Here is a 14,093-nt window from a genome sequence, read left to right on the forward strand (position 1 = left end):
GACGGCATAGGGTGGCGTCCGTGGCGAGAACAGGATTGGCCGTGGCAGCCGGGCGGATCGCGCGGAGCGCGGCCCGCCGACGCGGGGGCGGTTCGGCCCTGCCGGGACTCGTCGCCGAGCGGGTCGACCCGGACATCCTCACGCACGCGCTCGCCGGCGTCCCGCAGGTCGTCGTCGTCACCGGCACCAACGGGAAGACGACGACGACGAAGATGCTCGTCGCCCTGCTGCGGGCCCACGGGCGGGAGGTCTTCACCAACCCCACGGGCAGCAACTTCACCCGCGGCGTCATCTCCGCGATGCTGCCGGCGCTCGACCGGCAGGGGCGGATGCACGCCGACCTCGCCGTCCTCGAGCTCGACGAGGCGCACGCACTGCACTTCGTCAAGAAGGTCGCGCCCACCCACGCGCTCCTGCTCAACGTGGCCCGCGACCAGCTCGACCGGTTCGCCGAGATCGACCACACGGCCCGCCTCCTGCACTCGCTCGCCGCGGCCACGACCCAGGGCGTGGTCCTCAACCGCGACGACCCGTTCGTCGCCCGCATCGCCGACGACCCCGACGTGCCGCCGGCCCGCTACTTCGGCCTCGACGAGAGCGTGCTCGAGCGGCTCGCGGAGCTGCAGGAGGCCGACGTCCGCTTCGAGGACGAGGCGCCCACCCCCGGCCTCGGGGCGCAGGACGTCCTCCTGCGCCCTCGGGACGAGCGGGAGTTCGAGCTCGTCCTCGGCGACGGGTCGGCGAGCGGGCCCATCGTCCTGCGCCAGCGGGGCCTCGCCGCGATGATCAACGCGACCGCCGCGGTGTCCACGGCCCGGCTGCTCCTGGGCGAGGCGTTCGACCCGGCGGTCGCCGGCGCGGCGCTGCGGGAGGTCGCCCCGCCGTTCGGGCGCGGCGAGGTCGTCGACGCCGGCGGCCGGCCCCTCGAGCTCGTCCTCGTCAAGAACCCGGCCGGGTTCACCGTCGCCCTCGGTACGTACGGCGCGACACCGGTGACGACGATGGTTGCGATCAACGACCGCGACGCAGACGGGCGCGACGTGTCGTGGCTCTACGACGTGTCGTTCGCGTCGCTGCGTGAGAACGGCGTGGCCCTGACCAGCGGCATCCGCGCCTACGACATGGCCCTGCGGCTGCGCTACGACGACGTCGAGGTCGGCGGGGTCGAACCCGACCTGGCCGTGGCGCTCGACCGTCTGCTCGCCGACCACCCCGATCGGCCGCTGCGCGTGTTCTGCACGTACACGGCGATGATGACGCTGCGCCGGATCCTCGCCGACCGCTACACGCTGCCCGAATTCGGAGAGGACGCGCCCGCATGAGACTGCAGGACCCGCAGAAGCCGAAGGCCCGGATCACGCTCGTGCACCTCTACCCGCGCGAGATGAGCATCTACGGCGATCTGGGCAACACGCACGTCCTCGCGACGCGGTTGCGCCGCCACGGGTACGGCGTCGACCTCGTCGACCACCACCCCGGGCAGAAGCTACCCGCGGGCGCCCACCTCGTCGTCGGCGGCGGCGGGCAGGACTCGGGGCAGGCGCGCGTCGAGGCCGACCTCGAGGACAACGGGCCCCTGCTCGCCGCCCTCGCGCGCGACGGTGTCCCGATGCTCATGATCTGCGGCATGTACCAGCTCTTCGGCCACGACTTCACGACCGTCGACGGCCGCCGCCTGCCCGGCCTCGGCATCCTCGACGTGACCACCCGCGGGAACACGAAGCGGATGGTCGGCCCGGTCGCCCTGCAGACCCCGTTCGGGGACGTCGTCGGCTACGAGAACCACTCCGGCTCCACCGTGCTCGGCCCGGATCAGGAGCCGTTCGGCCAGGTCGTGGCCGGGTTCGGCAACAATGGCGACGACGGCACCGAGGGGGCCGTGAAGGGCCACGTCTACGGGACCTACCTGCACGGCCCGGCCCTGCCCGCGAACCCCGCCTTCGCCGACGCCCTCATCAAGGCCGCGGTCGATCGCGTGGTGAGCCGGGGCTTCGAGCCCGAGGAGCTCGACGACACGTTCGCCGACCAGGCCCGGAAGCGTCAGGTGGCGCGCCTCACGGCCGTTCGGCGTCGAGGGCTGCGGGAGCGGCTGCTCCGTCGCTGACCGGCGCCGCGCCCGGGGGCGCCGGCCTGCGCCGGTAGAGGTCGCGCGTCGCCATCCACAGCACGCCCGCCACGGCCCCGAACGGGATCTCGAGCAGGAAGCTGAAGAGCGCGAAGAGGGTGACGGTGGCGGCCGTGACGTCGCCGGGCGCCCCGAGGGCGACGAGCACCGCGGCGGCCCCGGCCTCCGAGACCCCGATGCCGCCGGGGGTGACGGCGACGGCCGTGAGCAGCCGACCGACCGCGTAGGCGGCGAACACGTGCGGCCAGCCGAGATCCAGCCCGACGGCGCGCGCGCACCCGAGGAAGAGCAGGAAGTACACCCCCATGAACCCGGCGAGCCCGAACGTGAGGAACGCCCAGCGGCGCGACACGACCTCGATGATCTTCTCGCGCAGGTCCAGCGCGAGCGCCTCGACCCGCTGGCCGTTGTCGGCCCCGAGCCGCGCGTCGGCGGGCCCGCCGGCCTCGTCGGCCCCATCGGCCGCCCCGGCCCCATCGGCCGCCCCGGCCCCATCGCTCACGGCGCCACGGCGCCCAGCGCGCACGCGGCGCACCAGCGGTCCGAACAGCCGGTCGACGAGGCGCCCGACGCCGTGCGCCGCGCGCCGCGAGGCGATGACGGCGACGAGGAGCCCGGCGATGACCGCGCCCCCGACGCCCCCGGCGAGGGCCCCGTCGATGATGGCGTCGGGGATGACGCTGCGCTCCGGCAGGAGGACGGCCGCCGCGGCCACGGGCAGGAGCACCCGCGCGAGCAGGTTCCACACGGTCGTGACGATGATCGACGTCGAGATGCTGCGGTGGCTGAACCGCCACGACCGGAACATCGCGTACGTGAGAGCGGCACCGAACGCGCCGCCACCGGGCAGGACGTTGCTCACCCCCGAGCCGGCGAGGTTGGCCATGAGCGCCTGGCCGTGCGTGAGGCCCGGCAGCGAGCCCTTGAGCGTGAACGTGTAGCAGTACAGGCCGAGGAACATGAGGCCCAGCAGGAGAGCGAAGGTCTCCCACCCGACGTCGTCGATGATCGAGATCACCTGGGGCCACGACGTATTCGTGATCCACGGCAGGGCCCAGTACATGAGCGCCCCCGCCAGGGCGAAGCCGACCACGACCTGCGCGCCCCGCCGGATCCGCTCCCCGGCGCTGAGCGGCACCCGCGACGTGGGCACGGTCGCCCCGCGGCGCGGCGCCGGCTGCATCGGCGGCGTGGGCGACGCGGTCGGTGCGGCCGATTCTGCCCGTCCGGGCGGCTCCGGCGCCTCGGCGGCGCGGGTCACGGGGCGTCCTCGAACAGGTCCCGGCGCACCGGCCGGGCACCCGGCCGGGACGCGTCGACGAACCACTCACGACCGAAGACGACGTCGTACAGGGGCCGCGGCACCCGGAGGAAGGCGGCGAGGGTGCGGTCGGCGCCGTCGTCGGCCGCGGCCTGCGACGCGTGCGCGGCCATGCTCGCGCGCTTGGCGGCGGCCGAGCGGCGCACGTCGATGCGGTGGGTGATCTGCGCTCGCGGGGTGAACGCCCGCTCGAAGACGCCGGGGTCGAATCCGGCGGGGAAGCGACGCAGCCGGGCGAGCAGCCGGACCCCCGCGGCGAGGAGGTCGCGGGGAGCGGTCGCCTCGAGGAGCCGCACCCCGGTGAGCCGGCCCGCCTTCCGGGCGATCTCGTGGACCCGCACGTGGTCGCGGTGCCCGTAGCCGCCGGCCGCGTCGTACCCGATGAGCAGGTCCGCCGCCTCCTCGCGGAGGATCTGCGCGACCTGCTCGGCCACCTCGGCGACGGGCACGGTGACGAGCCGGCGTCGACCGGGCGGGTCCTCGAACAGCTCCGGACCCATGCCGCTGTCGGCGTACCCGAGGTGCTCGACCCGGGCCGCGCCGATCGCCTCCGCCGACGCCGCCAGCTCGGCCAGCCGGCGGTGCCCGAGGTCGCCGTCCGCGCGGTGCCGGGCGTCGGTGAGGCCGAGATCCCCGTCGGTGGCCACGAGGAGCACGACCCGGTGACCCGCGGCGGCGGCCCGGGCCAACGTCCCCGACATGAGGAGGGCCTCGTCGTCGGGGTGGGCGTTGAGGGCCACGATCGTCCTGGTCACGGACCCAGTGTGGCCGATGCGGCTGGGAACGCCCTCGACGCGCCGCCCGCGCGCCGCGCCGCCACCGGCCCGCCCTCGGCCGGATGCGGCGGCAGCGGCGGTGGCCGCCGGCCCCGGCTGTGTCAGGGTGTGGGGGTGAAGATCGCCCTCGTGTCCGACTGCTACCTGCCCCGGCTCGGCGGGATCGAGGTCCAGGTGCGCGACCTCGCCCACCAGCTCGCCGCGGCCGGGCACCGGGTCGAGGTGTTCACCGCCACCGTCGGGGCCGACGGCGCCCGCCGCGGCCGGGTCGAGGTCGTCGACGGCGTGCCCGTCCACCGCCTCGGGATCCGGGAGCCGTTCGGGTTCCCCGTCAACCCCGTCGCCGAGTCGGTCCTGCGCCGGCGCCTCGGCGACGGAGGGTTCGACGTCGCGCACGTACACATGGGCGTCGTCAGCCCCTTCACGGTGGCGGCGACGAACGTGGCCCGCGAGATGGGCCTGCCCGCGACGATGACGTGGCACTGCATGCTCGCGATGGCCGGCCCCCTCATCGGGCTGACCGGCGCCGTCCCGCGCTGGGTCCGCGACGGCGTGTCGATGAACGCCGTGTCGTCGGTGGCGGCGCGGCCGGTCCAACGGCTCGTCGGGGGCCGCGGCCAGGTGCGGGTCCTGCCCAACGGCATCGACGTCGAGCGCTGGTGGGGGCCCACCGCGGGGGCACCGGTACCGCCGCTCGGCCCCGGCGGCCGGGTCGAGATCGTCACGGCGATGCGTCTCGTCGAACGCAAGCGGCCCCTGCCCATGCTCGACGTCCTGCGCCAGGTCCGCGCCCTCGTCCCCGACACCCCGTTCCGCGTGACGATCCTCGGTGACGGCCGCCTGCGCGGCCGGATCCAGGCCTACCTGCGGCGGCACGCGATGGAGTCGTGGGTGCGGCTCGGGGGGCGGGTCAGCCGCGAGACGCTCCTCGAGCGGTACGCGTCGTCGCACCTGTACGTCTCGCCCGCCAAGCTCGAGTCGTTCGGCATCGCCGCCCTCGAGGCCCGCTGCACGGGGTTGCCGGTCGTCGGCCTCTCGACGAACGGGGCGGGGGAGTTCGTCCACGACGGGGTCAACGGCTTCCTCGCGCGGGACGACCAGGCCATGGCGCGGGCCATCGGGCGGCTCGTCGCCGACCACGACCTGCGCGACCGGATGCACCTGCACAACGTCACGGTGGCCCCCACCGAGCTCGACTGGAGCAACGTCGTCCGCCTGACCGTGCAGGAGTACGAGCGGGCGCTCGTCGCCCACCGGCACGCCCTGCCCGCCCCGGCCCCCGCCCCCGCCGGGGGCGAGCGGCCGGCCGGCGCGCTCGGGGCCTGACCCCCGTTCGCGACCGCCGGACGTCGGTCGGCGCCCGTTCGGCGCACCGTCCCGCCCGGCGTCGAGGGCCGTGCGCGGTCCGGGCTGTCCGATCGGTCACAATGACGGCCGTCGATCCCTGTCCGATATCGGAGACTCCATGAGCGAGCAGACCGCCCGCAGCACCGGCCCCTTGCACTTCCTCGACCGCCGTCACACCATCGCGCCACCCGGATACAACCGGTGGCTCATCCCGCCGGCGGCGCTCGCGGTGCACCTGTGCATCGGTCAGGCGTACGCGACGAGCGTCTACAAGACGTCCCTCGTGCGCCACTTCGAGACGTCGCAGACCGCGGTCGGGGTCGTCTTCTCGATCGCCATCGTCATGCTCGGCCTCTCGGCGGCCGTGATGGGGACGTGGGTCGACCGCAACGGACCGCGCAAGGCGATGTTCGTCGCGGCCTGCTGCTGGGTCGCCGGCTTCCTCATCGGCGCCCTCGGCATCGCGACGAAGCAGCTGTGGCTGCTCTACCTCGGGTACGGGGTCGTCGGCGGCATCGGCCTGGGCATCGGCTACATCTCGCCGGTGTCGACCCTCATCAAGTGGTTCCCCGACCGCCCGGGACTCGCGACCGGCATGGCGATCATGGGCTTCGGCGGCGGCGCGATGGTCGCCAGCCCGATGTCGCGCCAGATCATGGCGTTCTTCGACCCGTCCTACCGCCCGGGCGACTCGAGCAGCGTCGCGAACGGGCACGCCCTGACGATGCTCTTCGTCTGCCTCGCCGTCATCTACCTGCTCGTCATGATGGTGGGCGTCTCGAACGTGCGCGTGCCCGCCGCCGGGTGGGCGCCGGACGGGTGGGACCCGTCCATGGCGAAGGCCAAGCCGATGGTCACCGACCGGCACGTGTCGGCGGCGAACGCCATCCGCACGCCGCAGTTCTGGCTGCTGTGGGTCGCCCTGTTCTGCAACGTCACCGCCGGCATCGGCATCCTCGAGCAGGCGAGCCCGATGATCCAGGACTTCTTCCGCGGCCCCGGCGGCGCGTCGACGGTGACCGTCGCGGCGGCCGGCGGCTTCGTCGGTGTGTTGTCGCTGTTCAACATGGCCGGGCGGTTCGCCTGGAGCACGGCGTCCGACAAGGTCGGGCGCAAGCCGATCTACCTCGTCTACCTCGGCGTCGGCATGGTCCTGTACGCCGCGCTCGCCCTCGTCGGGCAGGGCGCGACGGCGATCTTCGTGCTGCTCGCCTCGGTCATCATCTCGTTCTACGGCGGCGGATTCGCCACGGCGCCCGCGTTCCTGCGCGACCTGTTCGGCACCTACCAGGTCGGGGCGATCCACGGCCGCCTGTTGACCGCCTGGTCGGCCGCGGGGGTCGCCGGACCGCTCATCGTCAACGCGTTCCTCGACGCCCAGGGCAAGCCCGGCACCCTCACCGCCGACGCCTACCGACCGGCGCTGCTGACCATGGTCGGCGTCCTGCTCGTCGGCTTCCTCGCCGCGCTGCTCATCCGCCCCGTGGCGGAACGGTTCCACGAGCAGGGCACGCACACGCCCGGCGCGCCCGAGGCCGTCCTCGCCGGCGAGGACGAGCGCGGCACGCGGGCGGGTGGCGGCCTGAGCCGGGTCGTCCTGTCGTGGGCGCTCGTGCTCGCGCTGCTGGCCTACGGCGTGTTCATGACGCTGACGACGGCGCTGCGGCTGTTCGCCTGATCCCCCGCACGTCACGCGGGCCCGGCGGAGCGATCCGCCGGGCCCGCGTCGCGTCCGCCGCCGTGGACGGTCGCCCCGTCAGCCGACCCCGATGTCGACGACGAGGTCGGCCCGGTGGGCCGTCGTCGCGATGAAGCGCGCGTTGACCTCGTCGGAGCGCATGACCCACTCCTCGGCCTCGTCCGGCGTCTTGCCGAACTCGACGTGCCGGGCGATGAGCCAGGCCAGGCGCAGCTCGTCGTCGGTGCGCAGGTACCACGTCTCGTCCAGGGCGGCCCGGGCACTCGGCCACGCGCCGGTGTCGGCGAGGAGGTAGTTGCCCTCCGTGATGACGAGCGGGACGTCGGCCTCGACCCGCACGGCGCTGCCGATCGACTCCTCGAGCGAGCGGTCGAAGTACGGCGCGTACACGACCTCGCCGGGCTGCTGGTCGCGCAGCCGCCGCAGCAGAGCGGCGTACCCGCCGTCGTCGAACGTGGTCACGGCCCCCTTGACGCGGCGCAGACCCTGCCGCTCGAGCTCGGCGTTGGACAGGTGGAAGCCGTCCATCGGGACGACGACGACCCGGTCGGCGCCGAGGGCCGAGACCAGGGCGGCGCTCAGGGTGGACTTGCCCGCGCCGGGCGCCCCGACGATGCCGATGAGGCGGCGCCGCCCGGAGGAGGCGAGCGCCTCGGCGCGGTCGACGAGCTGCTGCATGGTCGTCGTCATTCGGGTGGGCGTCGTCATCGACTCTCTCCTGCGTGCGGCCCGGGGACGACGGGGCGTCGGGGCTCGGGAGTGGGCTTCGGGGTGGGGGTGGGTCCAGCGAGGGTAGCGCCGCGCAGTCCGCGCAGCCACGAGCGGGTTCCGCGTTCCCGGCAGGACCGCGACGCGACGTCGGCGGCGAAGCGCAGCCGGTCGGCGGGCCCGGCGGTGGGCCGGGCGGCGCGCGCGTAGGCGTACGCACCGTGCAGCACGTCCCCGGCGCCGAGGGTGTCGACGACGTCGACGGCGTCGACGGTGACCTCGCCGGCGTCGTCGCGGGTGCGCCACCGCAGCGGCCCGGCCCCGGCGCTGACGGCCGCGAGCCGCACGCCGCTGCCGTCCACCGGCCCGAGCGCCAGGACCTCCTCGAGCACGTCGTCGCCCGTGCGGTCGTCGCCCCTGCCGTCGTCTCTCGTGCCGTCGTCGCCCGTCGGGTCGCCGCGCGGGACGACGAAGTCGGCGGAGCACACGACGTCGGTGCAGGCGGGGACGAGCCAGGCCATCTGGGGTTTCCACCGGCCCGCGTCGAGCACCCGCGGGAGCTGCCCGGCGAGGGGGAGGCAGAGCGCGGCCAGGTCGGGGTGGTGGCCGTCGACCTCGACGACGTCGGCGTCCGCGAACGCGCCGGTCATCGCCGCCGTCACGGCGCTCAGCTCGGCCGCGCTCCCGCCGTCCGTCGAGACGATCTGCCGGTCCCCGGTGCCGACGTGCACGGTGACGGACGACACCGAGGGGGAGTGGCCCGGGTCGACGTCGACGAGCTCGACGCCGCAGGCCGCGAGGTCGGCGCGCACGAGGTCGGCCACCGGCCCCGTCCCCACCCGGGTGACGAGCCGGGCCACCCCGCCGAGGGCGGCGAAGGTGACGGCCGCGTTGAGCGCGGGACCGCCGGCGGCGACCCCCTGCCAGCGCGCCGTCACCTTCTCGTTCGGCCCCGGCAACTCCTCGACGTGCTGCACGACGTCGAGGGTGGCCAGGCCGACGAAGACGCCGACGGTCATCGCGCCTCGGTGATGGTGTGGCCCTGGTCGTCGACCTCGGCGCGGTGGCCGGCGGCGTCCACGAGCCGGCCCTCCTCGTCGAAGCGCAACGCGCCGGTCATGAGGGCGACCACCTCGCTCATCGTGTGATCCGCCGGCCGCACGAGCGCGGCCCGCCGGCCCATGCGGTGCACGTGGATGCGGTCGGCGACCTCGAACACGTGCGGCATGTTGTGGCTGATGAGGATGACGGGCAGCCCGCGGTCGCGGATCCGACGGATGAGGTCGAGCACCTGCCCCGACTCCTTGACGCCGAGCGCCGCCGTCGGCTCGTCCATGATGACGACCTTCCGGCCGAACATCGCCGCCCGGGACACCGCCACGGCCTGCCGCTGACCTCCGGAGAGCGTCTCGACGATCTGACCGATGTTCTGCACCGTGGCCACGCCGAGGGAGTCGAGCTGTTCCTGCGCGGCCGCCCGCATGGCCTTGTGGTCGAGCATCCGGAACACCGAGCCGAGCACGCCCGGCCGGCGCATCTCCCGGCCGAGGAAGAGGTTCGAGGCGATGTCCATGGCCGACGCGACCGCGAGCGTCTGGTACACCGTCTCGATGCCCGCGCGGCGCGCGTCGAGCGGGGAGGTGAACGCGACGGGGGACCCGTCGAGCAGGATCTCGCCCGCGTCGGGCACGACCGCGCCCGACAGCGCCTTGATGAGCGTGGACTTCCCGGCGCCGTTGTCGCCGATGACGGCCATGATCTCGCCGGGGAGGATCTCGAAGTCGGCCCCGTCGATGGCCGTGACCCGCCCGTACCGCTTGACGAGTCCCCGGGCCTGGAGGGTCGGGGTCGCCCTGTCGTCGCCTGCCGTGTTCACAGCGACCTCCTTCTCGCCCACTGGTCGAGGGTGACGGCCGCGATGACGAGGATGCCCGTCGCGACGTCCTGGTAGAGGCTGTCGATGCCCGCCTGCGTGAGGCCGCTGCGCAGCACCGCGACGATGAACGCGCCGACGACGGTGCCCCAGACGCCGCCCCGTCCGCCGAACAGGCTCGTGCCGCCGATGACGACGGCGGTGATGCTGTCGAGGTTGCCGGTCTGGAACGCGTTCGGGTCGGCGTTGGGGATGCGGCCGAGCGCCTGCCACGCGGCGATCGCGTAGATGATCCCCGCCACGACGTACACGCTGAACACGGTGCGGTCGACGTGGATCCCGGTGAGCCGCGCCGCCTCGGGGTCGTTCCCGACCGCGTAGACGTGCTTGCCCCAGGCCGTGTGCGCGAGCGCGTACCAGGTCAGCACGAACATGACGACCATGAGGAGCATGCCCGGGGTCACGTAGAAGTAGCCGAACAGGTACGACCCGCTCCCGAGGAAGCCGAGCAGGTCGCTCGTGACCGGCCACGAGTTGCCCTCGGAGTAGAGCCGGCCCAGCGCCGTGACGATCGTCAGCATACCGAGGGTGACGATGAAGGGCGGCAGTTTGAGCCGGGTGACCAGCGCCCCGGAGACCGCGCCCAGCCCGGTGCACACGACGGCGCCGATGAGCATCGCGAGCAGGGGCGACGTGCCCTGCTGCGCCATCTTCGCGAAGACCAGGGTGCCGAGCACCATGATCGACGCGTTGGCCAGGTCGATGCCGGCCGTGAGGATGATGAGGGTCTGCCCGAGCGCCAACGTCGCGACGATGAGCGACTGCTGGACGACGAGCGAGACGTTGTCGAGGGTGAGAAAGGTGTCGGTCGTCACCGAGAAGACGACGATCGCGAGCACGAGGGCGGCCAGCGGACCCAGCGTGGGGTTCCGCAGCAGGCGTTCGGCCACCCCGCCGGCGGTGCGCGTCGTCGACGCGCCCCGCGGGCGGGTGGGGGCGGTGGTCATCGATCAGCCCCAGCAGTTCTGCAGACCCCAGGCGGTGTCCTTGATGTCGAGCCCGGGCACGGGCGTGTCGCTGATGAGCTGGGCGCCGGTGTCCTGGAATCCGGTGGGCTTGGTGCCGTCCTTGGCGAACGTGGCCACCGCGGCGACGCCCTGCGCGGCCATCTTCTTGGGGAACTGCATGACCGTGGCGAGGTACTTGCCGTCCTTGACGTCCTGCACGCCCTGGCAGCCGCCGTCGATCGAGGCGAGCTTGACCTTGCCGGTGAGGTTCTTCGCCTTGAGGGCCGCGAACGCGCCGCGGGCCGAGGGCTCGTTGAGGGTGTAGACGGCGTTGACGCCGGAGGCGCGCTGCAGGAGGTTCTCCATGGCCGTCTGCGCCTTGTTCTGGTCGCCGTTCGCGTTCTCCTTGCCGAGGATCGCCGGGTCGCCCTCCGCCAGGCCCATGCCCTGGAGGAACCCGCGGTGCCGCTGCTCGTCGACGGTGCCGCCGGCCGTGCCGTCGATCATGAGCACCTTCGGCGGCGTCGAGCCGAGAGCCGCTTTGACGTACTTGCCCTGGAGCTCGCCCGCGGTGACGTTGTTCGTCGCGTACGTCGCGTCGACGGCCTCCTTGGGGTCGGTCTCGGTGTCGAGCGCGATGACGAGCACCCCGCGGTCCTTGGCCTTCTTCAGCGCGCCGAGGATGCCGGTGGAGTTGTTGGGGGTGATGAGGATGCCCTTGACGCCCTGCTGCACGAGGTTCTCGATCGCGGCCACCTGGCCCTCGTTGTCGCCGTCGAATTTGCCGGCGAGGGCGATGAGCTCGGCGCCCTGCTTGGTCGCCTCCTCCTTGGCGGAGTCGCGCAGCTTGACGAAGTAGGGGTTGGTGTCGGTCTTGGTGACGAGGCCGACCTTGACCGCGCCGGCGCCCTGGGTGCCGGCGGGCGCGCTCTGCGAACCGGCCTTGGTCTGGGAACAGGCGGTCACGCCGACGGTCAGGGCTCCCGCGACGGCGACGGCGCAGGCCCGCGAGGCGACACGTCCGCGGGAACGGGGGGAGCGGGGGGAGCGAGGGGACCGAGAAGAAGCAGCGGCGGATGACATGGTGCCTCCTGGGGCATCGAGCCGGGCGTCGTCGCCCGGCGTTGCGTCATACTAGAAGCACCGCAAACGCTTACGCAAGCGTTTGCGAGCGGCCCGAGCGCGGGGCGCCCAGCCTCGAGGAGGACACGCATGGCCAGGATGTCGGACGTGGCGCGGGCCGCCGGAGTCTCCGTGACGACGGTGTCGCACGTCGTCAACGACACCCGACCGGTCCGGGCCGAGACCCGCCGGCGGGTGCTGGCCGCCATCGAGGAGACGGGATTCCGCCGCAACGCGCTCGCCTCCGCGCTGGTCCACTCGCGGACCCGGCTGCTCGGCCTGGCCGTGCCCACCCTGAGCAACCCCTACTTCGTGGCGCTGTGCCACGCGATGGAACGCCGCGCGACGAGCCGGGGCTACGGCGTCGTCGTCCGTGACGCCCACGACGACCAGGCCGTCGAGAACGCGGTCATCGACGCGCTGCTCGACTGGCAGGTCGACGGTCTCGCGGTGGCCCCGGCTCCCGGCGACGAGCACCAGGCGCTGGACCGCGCCCTGCGCCAGGGGACCCCGCTCGTCCTCATCGACCGGCAGGTGCCGAGCTTCGACTGCGATCAGGTCGCCCCCGAGAACGTGCGGTCGGCCCGCGGACTGGCTGCGCACCTGTTCGACCTCGGGCACCGCGACGTCGGCGTGCTCGCGGGCCTGGCCGGACTGCAGTCGACGAGGGAGCGGCTGGAGGGGGTGCAGGACGCGTCGCGGGGCGTCGAGGGCGCCCGGCTGCGGGTGCTGGACGGGGACTCGACCGCCGAGGGCGGCTACGCCGCCACGTCGACGCTGCTCGCCGATCCCGGGTCCCGCCCGAGCGCGCTGATCTCCCTCAACAACGCGATGACGATCGGCGCCATGCGGGCGGTGCGCAGCGCCGGGTTGCGGGTGCCGGCCGACGTCGCCCTCGTCTGCTTCGACGACTTCGACTGGGCCGACGCCTTCGAGCCGCGCCTGACCGTCGTCGCCCAGGACGTCGAGTCGATGGGCTCCACCGCGATCGACCTGCTCATCCGCCGGATCGAGGGCGACACCGACACCCCGGCGCAGATCCTGCGCACCCCCACCGAGTACCGCCACCGCAACTCCTGCGGCTGCACGCAGGACTGAGCGCCGGCCGCGTCGCGGACGCGGGCGACCAGGTCCTTGCCCGGGCGGCATGCATGGGCATGAGAGGGCATGGACGGGCACGAAAGGGCACGTCAGGACCGAGCGTGCCCGGGCACGGAAGAGGCCCGCGGGTGGGGTGGCCGTTCCCGGCGACCCCGGCACGGTGGACGAGCCGTGCGCTCCCGCGGACCTCGCGGTGACAGCGTGGAATTCGATGTCACGCGCCGTCCTCGGCCGCTGATGCGGCCGATCGGTACGGCTGCGCTATCGCGCAGTCACCTCACGCGTCCGATGTGCAATCACGTTCGGACCACCTCCTCTCCCGTGTCCCTCCACGGTAGGAAACCCCGCGCCCCGGAGGCAACGCTTTTTTCGCCGGTGGGTCGCGTCGGTCGCTGGCGGCCGGCCGGGGCGCCGGGGCGGGCGCAGCCGCGGGCGGGCAGGATGGGGCACCGGACCGACGACGAGCGAGGCGGCAGCGAGAGTGACCGGACGACGACGCATCACCGACCACGGCATCGACGTGCACGATCCGGAGCTCGCGCGGTTCTGGTCCGAGCGCCACCTGTGCACGCTGACGACCCTGCGCGCGGACGGATCGCCCCACGTCGTCCCGGTCGGCGCGACGCTGGACCCCGACGCGGGCCTGCTCCGGGTCATCACCTCCGGCACGAGTCGGAAGGCCGCGCACGCCCGCGGCGACGGGCGGGTCGCGGTCTGCCAGGTCGACGGGCGCCGGTGGGCGACCGTCGAGGGGACGGCGAGCGTCCTGACCGACCGCGACGACGTCGCCGAGGCCGAGCGCCGGTACGCCCTGCGGTACCGCACGCCGCGTGAGAACCCGCAGCGCGTCGTCCTCGCCGTCCGCATCGAGCGGATCCTCGGCCACCTGGGCTGATCGCGCCGACCCTCGAGCCACATCGTGAGACGACACGTTCTCCCGCCCGGGGCCCGCGCTCGGCGGGGAGGAACGACATCTCACGAGACGGACGGGCCGTTGGCGGCGGCGTCCAGGGT

13 protein-coding genes are annotated in these 14,093 nt (G+C 73.6%); 6 read left to right on the plus strand and 7 right to left on the minus strand.

Annotation, left to right across the window (positions count from 1 at the left end; translation table 11 throughout):
- Positions 1-20 precede the first annotated feature (20 nt).
- Complete coding sequence (locus tag ICW24_RS15150) at positions 21-1,322, plus strand: Mur ligase family protein (protein ID WP_226346558.1); 1,302 nt, start codon at positions 21-23, stop codon at positions 1,320-1,322.
- Complete coding sequence (locus tag ICW24_RS15155; RefSeq protein WP_226346559.1) at positions 1,319-2,104, plus strand: type 1 glutamine amidotransferase; 786 nt, start codon at positions 1,319-1,321, stop codon at positions 2,102-2,104. Before ICW24_RS15150 ends, ICW24_RS15155 begins: the two co-directional genes overlap by 4 nt.
- Here ICW24_RS15155 and ICW24_RS15160 read toward each other — a convergent pair.
- Together ICW24_RS15160 and ICW24_RS15165 are read right to left on the minus strand one after the other, a co-directional pair.
- Positions 2,055-3,386: a lysylphosphatidylglycerol synthase domain-containing protein gene (locus tag ICW24_RS15160; protein ID WP_226346560.1), complete on the minus strand. Its 1,332-nt coding sequence runs from the start codon at positions 3,384-3,386 to the stop codon at positions 2,055-2,057. The two genes, ICW24_RS15155 and ICW24_RS15160, sit on opposite strands and share 50 nt — an antisense overlap.
- Positions 3,383-4,201 (minus strand): PIG-L family deacetylase, encoded by an 819-nt coding sequence (locus tag ICW24_RS15165; protein ID WP_226346561.1) that lies wholly within the window; start codon positions 4,199-4,201, stop codon positions 3,383-3,385. Before ICW24_RS15165 ends, ICW24_RS15160 begins: the two co-directional genes overlap by 4 nt.
- Before the next feature lie 135 nt (positions 4,202-4,336).
- On the opposite strand from ICW24_RS15165, the gene ICW24_RS15170 reads away from it, so the two are divergent.
- Positions 4,337-5,548: a glycosyltransferase family 4 protein gene (locus ICW24_RS15170; RefSeq protein WP_226346562.1), complete on the plus strand. Its 1,212-nt coding sequence runs from the start codon at positions 4,337-4,339 to the stop codon at positions 5,546-5,548.
- A gap of 139 nt (positions 5,549-5,687) precedes the next feature.
- Positions 5,688-7,247, plus strand: coding sequence for an OFA family MFS transporter (locus tag ICW24_RS15175; RefSeq protein WP_226346563.1), 1,560 nt, complete (start codon positions 5,688-5,690; stop codon positions 7,245-7,247).
- Between the two features lie 78 nt (positions 7,248-7,325).
- Here ICW24_RS15175 and ICW24_RS15180 read toward each other — a convergent pair whose 3' ends face one another.
- From ICW24_RS15180 to ICW24_RS15200, 5 genes are read right to left on the minus strand one after another with little or no spacing between them, the layout of a single operon-like run.
- Positions 7,326-7,976 carry a nucleoside/nucleotide kinase family protein gene (locus ICW24_RS15180; protein WP_226346564.1) on the minus strand — a complete coding sequence of 217 codons (651 nt, stop codon included), beginning with the start codon at positions 7,974-7,976 and terminating at the stop codon, positions 7,326-7,328.
- Positions 7,973-8,995 (minus strand): PfkB family carbohydrate kinase, encoded by a 1,023-nt coding sequence (locus tag ICW24_RS15185; protein ID WP_226346565.1) that lies wholly within the window; start codon positions 8,993-8,995, stop codon positions 7,973-7,975. The genes ICW24_RS15180 and ICW24_RS15185 overlap by 4 nt, the downstream gene beginning before the upstream one ends.
- The gene (locus tag ICW24_RS15190) at positions 8,992-9,852 is read right to left on the minus strand and encodes an ATP-binding cassette domain-containing protein (RefSeq protein ID WP_226346566.1); all 861 of its coding nucleotides are present in this window, start codon (positions 9,850-9,852) and stop codon (positions 8,992-8,994) included. The genes ICW24_RS15185 and ICW24_RS15190 overlap by 4 nt, the downstream gene beginning before the upstream one ends.
- The gene (locus ICW24_RS15195; RefSeq protein WP_226346567.1) at positions 9,849-10,856 is read right to left on the minus strand and encodes an ABC transporter permease; all 1,008 of its coding nucleotides are present in this window, start codon (positions 10,854-10,856) and stop codon (positions 9,849-9,851) included. The genes ICW24_RS15190 and ICW24_RS15195 overlap by 4 nt, the downstream gene beginning before the upstream one ends.
- 3 nt (positions 10,857-10,859) lie before the next feature.
- On the minus strand, positions 10,860-11,822 hold the full coding sequence (locus tag ICW24_RS15200; protein ID WP_226346568.1) for a substrate-binding domain-containing protein: 963 nt from the start codon (positions 11,820-11,822) through the stop codon (positions 10,860-10,862).
- A 246-nt stretch (positions 11,823-12,068) separates the two neighbouring features.
- On the opposite strand from ICW24_RS15200, the gene ICW24_RS15205 reads away from it, so the two are divergent.
- Entirely contained in the window at positions 12,069-13,076 is a 1,008-nt protein-coding gene (locus ICW24_RS15205) for a LacI family DNA-binding transcriptional regulator (protein WP_226346569.1), read from the plus strand.
- A 484-nt stretch (positions 13,077-13,560) separates the two neighbouring features.
- Positions 13,561-13,974, plus strand: coding sequence for a pyridoxamine 5'-phosphate oxidase family protein (locus ICW24_RS15210; RefSeq protein ID WP_307781358.1), 414 nt, complete (start codon positions 13,561-13,563; stop codon positions 13,972-13,974).
- Positions 13,975-14,093: the final 119 nt, after the last annotated feature.

It is taken from the genome of Agilicoccus flavus (assembly GCF_014857905.1).
Classification (GTDB): domain Bacteria; phylum Actinomycetota; class Actinomycetes; order Actinomycetales; family Dermatophilaceae; genus Agilicoccus; species Agilicoccus flavus.

Bases quoted from the DNA above. Each gene is read 5' to 3' on its own strand.
- ICW24_RS15155 (WP_226346559.1), top strand. From the start codon at position 1,319: ATGAGACTGCAGGACCCGCAGAAGCCGAAGGCCCGGATCACGCTCGTG.
- ICW24_RS15175 (WP_226346563.1), top strand. From the start codon at position 5,688: ATGAGCGAGCAGACCGCCCGCAGCACCGGCCCCTTGCACTTCCTCGAC.
- ICW24_RS15180 (WP_226346564.1), bottom strand. From the start codon at position 7,976: ATGACGACGCCCACCCGAATGACGACGACCATGCAGCAGCTCGTCGAC.
- ICW24_RS15185 (WP_226346565.1), bottom strand. From the start codon at position 8,995: ATGACCGTCGGCGTCTTCGTCGGCCTGGCCACCCTCGACGTCGTGCAG.
- ICW24_RS15195 (WP_226346567.1), bottom strand. From the start codon at position 10,856: ATGACCACCGCCCCCACCCGCCCGCGGGGCGCGTCGACGACGCGCACC.
- ICW24_RS15205 (WP_226346569.1), top strand. From the start codon at position 12,069: ATGGCCAGGATGTCGGACGTGGCGCGGGCCGCCGGAGTCTCCGTGACG.